The organism is Mycoplasma sp. 4013, assembly GCF_054353875.1.
Genome location: NZ_JBTHHK010000003.1, coordinates 104,929 through 117,114 on the forward strand (window position 1 = coordinate 104,929; position 12,186 = coordinate 117,114).

Below are 12,186 nucleotides of genomic sequence, written 5' to 3' on the forward strand. Positions count from 1 at the left end.
CTCCTTATTAAGTTGCATCAGCACCAGCAACAATCTCGGTAATTTCTTGAGTAATTTTTCCTTGACGTTGTCTGTTGAACTCTAATCTAAGTTCTTTAATTAAATCTTCAGCATTATTGGTTGCATTTTCCATTGCATTTCGACGTGATGCCATTTCTGAAATTTTTGATTCACCTGATAAAGCATATATCATACTTGCAATATACATCGGAACTGAATCGGAAAGCACTTCTTCAGCAGAGGGTTCAAATTCAATAATTTGTGCATTATGTTGTTTTTGAATACTAAAATCTAGTGGAAAAAGTGTTTTTAATCGTGGTTCTTGATTAATATTATTGATAAATTTAGTATAAATTAATTTCACTTGCGAAACTAGTTTTTTACTATATAACTCGAATGCGATTTTAGTGATATCATTGCAAATTTTATATGTAATTTTATCTCCGTTATTAATGTAATATTTAATCATTTGTGCTTTAATTGTCGCAGAATTTATCATACTAAATCCTTTGGTACCAATTACAACAATTTTATCTTGTGGTTTAAGATTTTCATTTAACATTTTATATATATTAGAATTATATGAACCACATAAACCTAAATCACTTGTGATTACAATATATACGCTACCATCAATTCCTTCGTTTTTAGGAAAAATTTCATAAAATTGACGAGAACTAACATGTGAAATTAATTCATTGAAAGTATCTTCTAATGTTTCTTTATATGCTTGTATTCGGGTGTATTCATTGCGCAAACGTCTTAATTTGGAAGTTGAAACCAATTCCATCGCATTGGTAATTTTTTGAGTATTAGAAACTACTGAAATGCGATTTTTTAAGCTATTTAAACTCGGCATTATGCAACCTTATATTTTGATGGCATTTCTTTGTACATACGTCTATCATAGTTCGGAATAGTCGCAATGATACCTTCAATGATGCTTGCTAATTTTTTAGCAATTACTTGATAATCTGTTTCTGAAATCTTTCCACTTGCAGTGATGTTTTTAAATACTTGCATTCCTTCACTATCATTAGTAACTCAATTAATTACTTGATCACGGTATTCGTGCATATAATCAAGAGGAAGCGGGTTGATAAGACGTTCTTTGACACCTAACAAAATAATCGCTTGGGTTTGTTGTTGGATAGGAAAGTATTGTTCTTGCTTCAAAAGTTGATATACCTTTGCTCCATGATCCAAAATAGTTTTAGTTGAATCATCTAAATCTGAACCAAATTGTGCAAAAGCTTGCATTTCATTGTATTGTGCAAGTTCTAATTTTAATGAACCTACAACTTGCTTTGTTGCCTTAGTTTGCGCTGCAGAACCTACCCGTGAAACACTAAAACCGATGTCAACTGCTGGCCGTTGTCCTGCATTAAATAAACTTTCTTTGGTAAAAATTTGTCCGTCTGTAATTGAAATTACATTAGTAGGTATATAAGCACTAATATCACCTTGTTGTGTTTCAATAATTGGCAATGCAGTAATTGAACCACCACCATATTCAGAATTTAAACGAGCAGCACGTTCAAGTAGTTGTGAGTGTAGATAGAAAACATCACCAGGATAAGCTTCACGACCAGGTGGACGTCTTAAAAGTAATGATAAGGTACGATATGCAATGGCATGTTTTGATAAATCATCGTAAATAATTAAAACATCTTGTCCTTTACTCATTCATTCTTCAGCAATTGTAACTCCTGTATATGGAGCAATATATTGTTGTGGCGCAAGTTCTGAAGCACCTGCAACCACAATTGTGGTATATTCAAGTGCCTGTGAATCAGAAAGTTTTTGAACTATTTGAGCAACGGTAGAATTTTTTTGTCCAATTGCAACATAAACACATTTAACATTTTTACCTTTTTGATTAATAATAGTATCAATTGCAATGGCTGTTTTTCCGGTTTGACGATCTCCAATAATTAACTCACGTTGTCCTTTACCAATTGGTATCATTGTATCGATTGCTAAAATACCTGTTTCAAGTGGTTGATTAACTTCTTGACGTGACATTACACCTGATGCTCTTTTAAAAATTTCTGAACGGTGAGTTCCAGCGATCTTACCTTTTCCATCAATTGGATTTCCTAAAGCATCGACTACACGACCCAAAAGAGCATCTCCTACTTCAACAGAGATAACTTTTCCGGTACGTTCAACATAATCACCCTCAGAAACTGAGTTAGCATTACCAAATAGTGCTACCCCGACGGTTTCTTCTTCTAAGTTTAATGCTAAACCATAGACACTTTTGTTAAAAATAACTATCTCGCTATTTTTAACCTTATCTAATCCGGTGACAACAGCAATTCCATCACCTACTGAAATTACACGTCCTATTTCAGAATAATCTACTTTAGATCCCATATTTTGAATGCGATCTTTAATAATTGCTGAAATATCATCTAATTTAATTGCCATTTACACCTCCTTTTCGTATTTTATAAGTTCATGTTTTAGTTTTTCTAAGTTGTTTTTGATATTCATTTCAACTGTTTCACTACGTGACACAATTTTTATCCCTGCAATTAAAGATGGATCAACATGATTGATCATCTCAATGGTACGACGAGTTTTATTTTGAATTTTGGTTTTTATTTTTTCAAGTTGCTCATTTGTTAGTGGAAAAGCTGAAATAACATCAATAAAACGAATTCTTAATTCACGGTTTGAAAGTTTTAAATATTCGATAATGATTTTACGAATATATTTGGCAACCTTTCGCATTATTATAACTTTTAAAGCATTAATAATAATTCAATCAAAGTCCTTGAATGCTAAATCAACAGTTTTCAAACGTTCTTCTTCAGGAACAAACTCATCTTTAAAGAAATCAACAAACTCAGGATGTTTGCTAAAAATTTCTTTGACTGCTTCAAATTGGGTATGTAATTGTTGAAATTTATCTGCTTCATGAACTAAATCAAATATAGCTACAGAATAAGCTTGAATGTTCTTTTTAATTTGCATTATAAGTCTTCAACATCTTTATCTGTATTTAAAAATTGATTTACAATTTCATCTTGTGTTTGTTGACTAATTTCACGTCTAAGAATCTTTTGCGAAAGGTCTGTAGCTACTTCAACAATGTATTTTTTAGCATTTTGTTGAAATTCTTTTTGTTGTGCATTGATATCCAAAGCAGTTTCAGATAAAAGCCTTTTTGCTTCGGTTTGTGCTTTTATGGTATAAAATTCAGCAACTTTTTCAGCTTTTATTTTAGCATTTGTAATGATGTTATCTGCTTGTGTGTGGGCATTTTTAAGATTTTCATTTGCTTTATTAAGAGCTAAAATACTTGCTTCTTTTTGTCTTACAGATTCATCGATATTGTTTTGAACAAAATCTCTGCGTGCTTTCATCATTTTTTTAATGGGTTTATAAAAGAAAATTCAGAGAATAATAGCAACAATTATAAATGCAATAATAGTTGCAATCATAATTGGGATGCTAGGAAATAATCCTTCAAATTTTCCTGCTACAGCTTGTCCTACATCTGAACTTGACTCAAACTTTACTGCTGCAGCAACTGATGTAGTAATCATTTTCTAGACTACTTTACTTGCGAAAACGAATAAGATAATAATCGCAGTAACGAAAGCATAAATCGCAGCTGTTTCAGCAATACCAACACCGATAATTAACATAGTTCTTATTTTGCTTTCAGCCTCCGGATTACGTCCAACTGCTTCAGCTGCTTTACCAGCAGCATATCCTTGTCCAACTCCAGTACCAAGAACCCCGATTGCTGCTAATCCAGCACCAACTGCTACTAAACCTAAACCAATGTGTGTTCCTGCCTTAGATCCCATATCACTGGCAGAATTTGATATGGCTGTTTTTGCTGCAGCTGCAGCATTTGAAGCAGGTGCTGTAGTAGAGGTTGTTCCATCGGCTAATTTTGTAAGTAAATCTAAAATCATTTTATCTCCTTATTAATAAATCGATTGTATCTTTCTTTTGGTAAATTTCTTAAAGAATCTACTTTCAGAATTCTTTGTTTTTTTAGCTGGTTCTGTAGATTGCGATTCTATTGTTCAATATACAGCAGTCAGCATTGTGAAAATTAATGCCTGCAATATTCCATCAAATAAATCAAAGTACATATGTAGCAATGGTGTGAAATATATGGCAAAAATATTTTGAAATGCACTATTATCTGTGCCTAAAGCAACCTTAAATAAATATCCAAACATTGCATAAATTAAAACAATAATGGTTGATCCACCAACTAAATTCCCATACATACGAGCACTTAAGGAAATAAGTGGGGAAAACTTACCAAAAATATCTCAAGGTGCTTTTATAATGGATCAATAATATCTTCAGCGACGGTATATAGTCCCTGAAAGAATAATTCCTAATCAAGTAGCAACTGCTAAGGTAATTGGAACACTAAACGCAGTTCCAATTGGTTCTAAACCGATAATTGAAACTCAGTTACCAACAAGTAAAAAAGTTGCTAAGGTAAAAATATAAAAACGCGAACCTGGTAGTTGATCACCAACTGTTTCTTGATACGAATTATCTATATATCCTAAATATCCTTCAGCAAGCTGAGTGATACCTTTAGGAGCTTGATCAGCACGTTGTTTGCGAACTTTGAAAAAGATAATTAACGAGAATATCGCGATAATTATCACTGTTACAATCAGTGAAAATAACTGAGGTAAATCAAATTTTCAAAGTCTTTGTTTAATTTCGTCCAATTTTGCCTCCTTTGTATTTTGAATAAATAAATGTTGCTATAATCACAAAAAAATTAAATCCTACGCTCCCAAAAAACACAAACATATTAATTGGTAGAGTAAATTCAGATAATCCAGTATATTTTTTTAATGCATATATTTTTAAATTAATATGATATATGCTTAAAATTACTGCAGTTAAATAAATAAAAAAGACAAACATCTTTAAAATATTTAAAAATATTAGTGATTTTCGTTTTTTTAATGGTATCATCCCGAAAATTCTTGTGATCATAAAAAGCAAATATGAGCTTAGCGCTCCAATCGCAAAACCAAAAAAACTACCTTTAAATCATATTGATAAGATACTAAAAATAACTGATAAAAACCCAAAAAGACTTCAAAATACTATTTCATAATCTCTTTGGAATTTATGCATTTTTCTCCTTGTTTTGCTGTTAGTTATTTTATACCTTTTTTAAAATAAAAACAAAAAAATTTTTATTTTTAATTTTAAATAGATAAAATAATTATATGAAACATCGTATTGAAAAAATGGTTGCTAATAATACTAATTATTCTCGTTTGATGATAAATAAAATGCTTAAAAAAGGTAAAATAAAGGTGAATGATATAGTTGTCTATAAAAGTTGTTATGTAAATGTTGATGATATCATCACAGTTGATAATCAGAGCATTAATACAAAGTTGTTTTATTTAGCACTGAATAAGCCTAAAGGATATATTTGTGCAAATGCGGATGCTAAGTATCCAAGTGTTTTGCATCTTATTTCAGATTTATATAGGTTTGCCAAAAATATCCATACCGTAGGTAGACTTGATGTAGATACACACGGTTTGCTAATTATTACAAATGATGGTGCTTTTACTCATCGGGTGTTATCACCAAAAAACCATATTCAAAAAGTTTATTTAGTGCAAGTTGATAAAGAACTTGATGTATATATGATAGAAGTTTTTAAGCAAGGTATCGATATTGGTGAAGCAAAGGTATGTCAAAGTGCTAAACTAGAGATTATTGATCGATATAACTGCTATTTAACTATAAATGAGGGTAAATACCATCAAGTCAAAAGGATGTTTAATAAACTTGGTTACAATGTAATTGATTTAAAGAGAGTTGCTTTTGGTAAGTTTATATTGCCAGATGATTTATCACCAAGAGAATACATAAGCATTAATAAAGATCAAATAATTTAAAAATAACCCATTCTTGGGTTATTTTTAGTAAATTAAGCTGCTTGTTTAGCAGGTGTACTTGAAGCTTCAGATGATTGTCCTTGTGATTGTGCAGATGCTTGTGGTGTTACTGCCTGTGTATCAGTTGAAGTTGCTCCTTGTGGACTTGATCCTGATGCTTCTGAAGTTTGGGTTGTTGTAGAAGCTCCTTGATCTGTATGTTGTTCAGAACTACTATTTTCTGTATGAGTGGCTGAAGCAGTTTGTCCTGATGATGTTTGTGAACTACCCGAACTAGATGCATCTGTTTGTCCTTGAGAAGTTGTAGTTCCAGTAGTCGATGAACTAGCTGTTGATGATGGATTTGTTGCAGTTTGTGCTGATTCGCTTGATTCACTTTGTCCAGGTTGTGCAGCAGGAGTATTACTTGTTTGGTTGTTTGAAGCAGTTGAACCACCTGAGTTTGGAACTTGTGCAGTGGTATTATGACTGTTGTCCCCCCCTGTTGAACCAGATGCGTCAACTTCATTAGATTTTGGTGCAGTTTGGGTTTGTTGTTGACCTCCTGATTCACCATTACCAGAAAGTGTGTTTTTTGATTCAGTTGGAGTTTTAGGGTTATTTTCGGTGCTTTCGGTTTGTGGTGACTTTGTTTGCTCACCTTGTCCACTAGCATTATCTGGTGTTTTTGCACTTTGGTTATTTTCTGCTGGTAAACTAGGTTGATCACTTGGTGCTGTGTTTGCAGGAGGTGTTTGTTCTTTTGGTTTCTGTAATTCTATTTGAGCATCTACTTTTGTTTTTAATTCTGTCAATTTAGTTAAATTAGTAGCAGAATTTAGTTCATTGGTAAATTCTGTTTTTTTACTTTCATCTTTAACTTGTGCAATTAGTGTTTGCAATAATGTAGTAAATTTGATTTCTTGAACTACATCAAAAAGATTTTGTGCAGTTTGAGTATTAAGTTGACTAAGGAATTTTTCTTTATTAGGATTTTGATCGTTTCAAGTTAATAATTCATCTAAAGCAGAATTTTTTTGCTCATTTAAAGCGCTTTGCACATCTGAATTAATTTGCATCAACTTACTTTGATCAAAATTTCTTGATTTTTGCATTTGATCAAGTTCTTTTTTGTTTGTTTCATAATTTGCATAACCAGTTGGTTGTAATGATTTACCTAATTCCAGTAATTTTGCTGTTTGTTTTGCTAAGTCAAAGTTTGAAAGCAACATTTCAAAAACTTGGTTATATCCTAAGTTAGAATGCACTAAATTATCTTTATCTGCATCAAAGTATTTTGAAATACTTTGGTAGTAATCTAATTTAAATTGACTATCATCTTTTAAAGTATCTGAAACAACTGATAATGCTGCGATTAAGAATACTTTTGATAAATTATTTCGATTAACTAATGAAGCATAAGAATCAATAAGAGATTTGATACTATCAAGTGTTAATAAATTATCTACATTTTTATCACGAATTAATGCCATAATCTTGCTTCGATCAGAAGCAAATTGCAATTGGGCTATTTGTGGTTTTAAATATGCTCATACACTACTACGATACATATTATCATATGCAAGTTTATCAACTTGGAATTTTAATGTCATTACATTATCTAAATATGAATTAACAAAGACTTTATCTTCTGTTTTATCTGATGCTAAAGCATTTTTATATTTATTTGTACTATTTGTATCACTAAGAGTAGTATATGTGTTTTTAAGAATTGTTGCTTGATTCTTAGTAGTTGCATCTTGAGTAGATGCTAAAACAGTAAGTCTATCATTAATTTCATTTAAGATAATTTCTACATATTTAACTTTGTTTGCTATAACATCTGTATTTGCTGATGCATTAGTTTGATCTTCATCTGCTGACTGTGTTGCTTGAGTTGGTTGCTGATTTTGCTGATTTTGTGTGTTTTCAGAAGTAGTATTTGTTGCAGGTGATGTAGAGGTTTGAGAGTTTTTTTGTTCATTATTACCTTGTCCTGCCCCAGCATTATTTGTAGCAGGCGTACTTGTAGCACCTTGTTTATCCTTAGTTTCGGTACTTGCTGCACCAGATTCAGTCATGTCTGATGGTTGTTTTGCATTTTCTGTTTGAGTTTTGTCTGCATTTATCTGTTTTTGTGAATTATCACTAGTTGTTTCTTTTGCTGCATCTTTTTTATCTGTTGAACCAGATGCTGCATTTGACCCTGCTGCTTGATCTTTTGTATTTTTAGTTGCATCAGTTTTGTTTTCAGTTGTTTTATTATTAGTTTTATCTTCTGATGAATTATGTTCATCTTTTGTAATAAATCCAGGTGTGCCTAATTTATTATAAAATAGCATATATTGAACTTTATCAATATTATGACGAATTGTGTATAAATCGGGTTCGTCTTCTAATTTTCCATCGACTGTTTTCTTATCAACTTTATTAACTTCATCAATTGCTGCTTGACCAAAAAGTTGTGCTAATTTTAAAAGGTATTCTTTTTGTGAATTTAAGAGTGCTTTTAAGGCTGCTGTTTGTGAAGTCGATTCGGTTGCATGTGCAATTTGATATTGTAATTTAGCATAAGAACCAAAATTTACTATGGTTAAATCGTCTGCACTTGCTTTTGGAGCATTATTTTGTGATAATGATGCTTCATAGATAGTTGCAAGTTGAGTCAATCTACTTACAGCTGCTTGGATGCTAGATAAATTATCAGTGCTAATTTGTTTGATTCTATCAAACTCAACTTGCATCTTTGTTTTATCCGCATCGGATAGTTTATTAATTGATTCTTGTAATTGTGTCCTAATTTTGCTTTCAGTTTCTTTTAGTCTTAAAACTGATTGATATTTTGTTAGATTAACATAAGTAAAATTCTCTGGTAATTTTATCGCATTAGCAAAATTGGTTTTAAAATCATTTGATAAACCTGAATCATTTGCTTCTTTAATAATTTGGCCTTGATAAGTTTGCAATGATAAATGATATATTACTTTTTGATGTAAGTTTTTAAAGTCATTTATAGTTGTCTTTGAATCAGTTGATGTAAGTTTGTTTAATTCAGATGTATATAGGTTTTTAACTTTTTCATCTGTAATTTTATTAATATCATCGGTTAAGGATTGCTTTTGTGCATCAAAACTGTTTTGTAAAGTAGTAAATAATGCTTGTTGTTTTGCTAAGGTATTTGCATAAAGAGCATTAAATTGGGTTCTTACAAAACTTGGTTCATATGCATCTCCATCATACATTTTATATGTTGCATCAACTAAATCTATGCGACGGTATGCAACTAAATCTGCTTCATCAAAGTTTGCTAAACGTGAAGCGATCAATCCTGTATGAGTCGCTACAAATAAATCAATGTATTTAGACATTACATTATTGTATAAAGTATTGTAATCATCATCGTTGCTGATTGTTGGAATATTCAATGAATCTAATGAAAGTGAAGGTAAGTATTTTTTAATGAAGTTGGTTAAACCTGCTTTTTTAGCAGCTAATCTTTTTGCTTCAAAGTCAGCAAGTGGTAATGATCTTAAATCATTTTCCATATGTGCTACGATAGAATTGAGTTCTTGTAAGTATGAAGCACCTGTTTTTTCATCAAAATCTGATCCTAATTTACTTTCAAAATCTGTAATTTGTGATTGATATGAACTCTTTTGATCGCTGGTAAAAGTAGTTGCTTCAGTTAATAATGCATGTGCATATGATAATAATGGATTAATCATTGATTCACTCAATGGTTGCACAAGTGCATTATATTTATTTTGATATTCTTTGTTTTTTGCACTATCTTTAATTTGTTTAACTACACTTAAAATTAAGTCAAGTTTTTGTTGATTCATAGACGCTTCTGATTTGCGTTTTTCTTCGATGTATTTTAATACATTAAGAAAATCATTGATTGATTCAGAATTTAAAATCATCGCACGAGCAGTATTCTTACTTGCTTGATCAAAAAGACTTTCAGTCATCTCAGTTGCTTCAAGTAAATATCTAGATTTTCAATATAAAACTTCTGCATCAGTTACATTAGATTTGGTTAAGGTATCTTTTTGTTGCATTTTAAGTTGTAATTTTTGTAAATCTAGTTTAAATTCAATAACTTTTTGATTAAAGTATGCTTGATTAGCATATTTTTGATTATTTAAATATTCACTTGATTTATTAAGGTTGAATTTAAAGTTAGCAAACTGTGTATCAATTGCAGTATTAATACGCGATAATACATCATCTAATGCTGATGAAGATGTAGTTAAAGCAGCAATTGTCACATCTTTTACTTTGGTTAAATTGTTTTCATTTGTTGATTTAAACTTAAGTACATCCAAATTGATAGTCTGTAACAATGCATCTAATAAAGTTGTTTTTCCTTCGATATTCAGCTTCTTATCATCAGCTTGTTTGGTAAAGTTTTCACTGTAAAACAATTTATCTAATAAATTAAGTGGTTGGTTGAATTTAGGAATAAAATTAGAAGTGTAAAGTCCTAATAATTTACCTTCGCTATAAATTCCATCTTTATGTAACAAACTTTCACTTAGGGTTTTAGAACTTTCAACTAACTGGTGTAATTTATCAACAACTGCTTTAGTTTCTTGTGCATCCTGATTTTTAACAGCATTAATTTGTGAGTTAACATTATCTAATTGAAACTTAATTTTAGCATCAAATTCTGCCTGAATAAAATCGTTGGCTTGCTTAAATAAATCTAATACTTTACGATATGAAGCATCAGAATATTGTAATGGGATTTTATGAAATTCTTCAACTAATAAATTACGATTAGCAACAGTTTGGATCTTTGGTACTACTGCTAAAAAATCATTAACTGCTTTTTCATACTTCGCTTGTGCTTCCTTGTTAGTTTTAACACCTGATGTAGCAACAGCAATTGTTAATGCTGCAGTAGCAGTTGCAGCAGCAAAAGCAACTATAAATGCTTGTTTTCCTACACGATGCTTTCTTTCTTTTTCACTGTGAGTATTTTTTTCACTCATATAAACTCCTATATAACTACCAATAAGGTATATTTAATATTTTAATATCTTAAATTATATTATTATATGTAAAAAAATACAATAAATAATCTGTGTTTTTAAATGTTGTGTTTTATCTGTTTTTGTATTTATATTTTTTGCGAAAATATGATTTTTATAAATTTGCAATTAGTAAATTTATAAAAATACCAAAAAATACAACTACTACTCTTTGATTACAGCATTATCGCCGTTTGAAACTAAAATACCTTTATCATTAAATGTGTCTGGCATTGCACCAAAAAGATTTGCGGGAAGGTTTGGATAATCTATAAATGGATTTCTAAATTGGTATTTTTTGAAAATTTCATTATTTCGGTTAATATCTACAGCATCAACTGGATCTTGCATATCTCACTTTAAAAGTGTATGTAAAAAATCATCTTTGATATAAGGAAAATTACTTATAAATAAATTATTAGATGCATCTGAATAAATATTTTTTTCATAATACATTAAAATAAAATATAACACACTACGAGCCACATCACCTTTAAATTTATCAATCACTTCAAACACCATTTGTCCTTTGTTATTTGTTCCAAGTTTTGACCCGTTCTTAAAGGTAAAAGTTACATTTTTTACTTCTCCAAAAGGAAAATTACCCCTTTTAGAGTTTACAAATGTATCTAATGGTCAAGTTACAAATGGATCGGGTTGCATCGGATCATCGCTTGAGTATCATTTTTCTGGTATTAAATGTCCACGCATTTGTGCAGTATTTTCAGATGATGAGTTAGCATTTTCTACAAAAGTTTGTTTTGAAGCAAAATTAGTTTTATCTGGTTGGGCTGTAAAAATATCTAAAATACTTTTATCTTTTTTATAATATAAATCTTTATATGCATTAGATTCATTATAAAAAGTTTTTAATGCTTCATATATAACTGAACCGTGTAAAATACCAGCCCGAATTCCGTGATGATGCATTTCTAATGCTCTTCATAAATCCATACCTTTTTTACCATCTGCAGATGCATAATAATTAGATGGTTTATAAACTAAATTACTTGTATCCGTCAAATTAATTGGACTTCTATCTTCTTCTGTTGTCACTGGGTTTGTTTTAGAACCTGGATTTGTTGTTTTATCAGCAGATTGTCCTGATGTAGTAGTTTGATTATCGTCTTTATCACCAGACTTTTTATCCACCTTACTCGGATGTGATGCACAACTGGTTGCTATTGCAGCTGCAGCAGGGATAAAAAATGATAATGATAATAATTTCTTATTAAATTTCATATACTTCC

10 protein-coding genes are annotated in these 12,186 nt (G+C 30.6%); 1 reads left to right on the forward strand and 9 read right to left on the reverse strand.

Annotation, left to right across the window (positions count from 1 at the left end; all coding sequences use genetic code 4):
* Positions 1–7: 7 nt before the first annotated feature.
* Genes atpG through ACXYRO_RS01805 form a run of 7 tightly spaced genes read right to left on the reverse strand, consistent with a single transcriptional unit; the run spans position 8 to position 5,139 of the window.
* The gene (atpG, locus tag ACXYRO_RS01775) at positions 8–859 is read right to left on the reverse strand and encodes an ATP synthase F1 subunit gamma (RefSeq protein ID WP_458597526.1); all 852 of its coding nucleotides are present in this window, start codon (positions 857–859) and stop codon (positions 8–10) included.
* Entirely contained in the window at positions 859–2,433 is a 1,575-nt protein-coding gene (gene atpA / locus ACXYRO_RS01780; protein WP_435129333.1) for a F0F1 ATP synthase subunit alpha, read from the reverse strand. Before atpA ends, atpG begins: the two co-directional genes overlap by 1 nt.
* Positions 2,434–2,982, reverse strand: a complete 549-nt coding sequence (gene atpH, locus ACXYRO_RS01785; protein WP_458614130.1) for an ATP synthase F1 subunit delta — start codon at positions 2,980–2,982, stop codon at positions 2,434–2,436.
* Complete coding sequence (gene atpF / locus ACXYRO_RS01790; protein WP_458597528.1) at positions 2,982–3,557, reverse strand: F0F1 ATP synthase subunit B; 576 nt, start codon at positions 3,555–3,557, stop codon at positions 2,982–2,984. Before atpF ends, atpH begins: the two co-directional genes overlap by 1 nt.
* A gap of 3 nt (positions 3,558–3,560) precedes the next feature.
* Positions 3,561–3,935, reverse strand: coding sequence for an ATP synthase F0 subunit C (gene atpE / locus ACXYRO_RS01795; protein WP_458597529.1), 375 nt, complete (start codon positions 3,933–3,935; stop codon positions 3,561–3,563).
* A gap of 12 nt (positions 3,936–3,947) precedes the next feature.
* On the reverse strand, positions 3,948–4,721 hold the full coding sequence (locus ACXYRO_RS01800) for a F0F1 ATP synthase subunit A (RefSeq protein WP_458597530.1): 774 nt from the start codon (positions 4,719–4,721) through the stop codon (positions 3,948–3,950).
* Entirely contained in the window at positions 4,708–5,139 is a 432-nt protein-coding gene (locus ACXYRO_RS01805) for a hypothetical protein (protein ID WP_458597531.1), read from the reverse strand. The genes ACXYRO_RS01800 and ACXYRO_RS01805 overlap by 14 nt, the downstream gene beginning before the upstream one ends.
* 95 nt (positions 5,140–5,234) lie before the next feature.
* Here ACXYRO_RS01805 and ACXYRO_RS01810 point away from each other — a divergent pair, with 95 nt between their 5' ends.
* Positions 5,235–5,921 carry a pseudouridine synthase gene (locus tag ACXYRO_RS01810; protein ID WP_458614131.1) on the forward strand — a complete coding sequence of 229 codons (687 nt, stop codon included), beginning with the start codon at positions 5,235–5,237 and terminating at the stop codon, positions 5,919–5,921.
* Between the two features lie 32 nt (positions 5,922–5,953).
* On the opposite strand, the gene ACXYRO_RS01815 is transcribed toward ACXYRO_RS01810, so the two are convergent.
* On the reverse strand, positions 5,954–10,897 hold the full coding sequence (locus ACXYRO_RS01815) for a hypothetical protein (protein WP_458614132.1): 4,944 nt from the start codon (positions 10,895–10,897) through the stop codon (positions 5,954–5,956).
* A 204-nt stretch (positions 10,898–11,101) separates the two neighbouring features.
* On the reverse strand, positions 11,102–12,178 hold the full coding sequence (locus ACXYRO_RS01820; protein ID WP_458597534.1) for an endonuclease: 1,077 nt from the start codon (positions 12,176–12,178) through the stop codon (positions 11,102–11,104).
* Positions 12,179–12,186 lie beyond the last annotated feature (8 nt).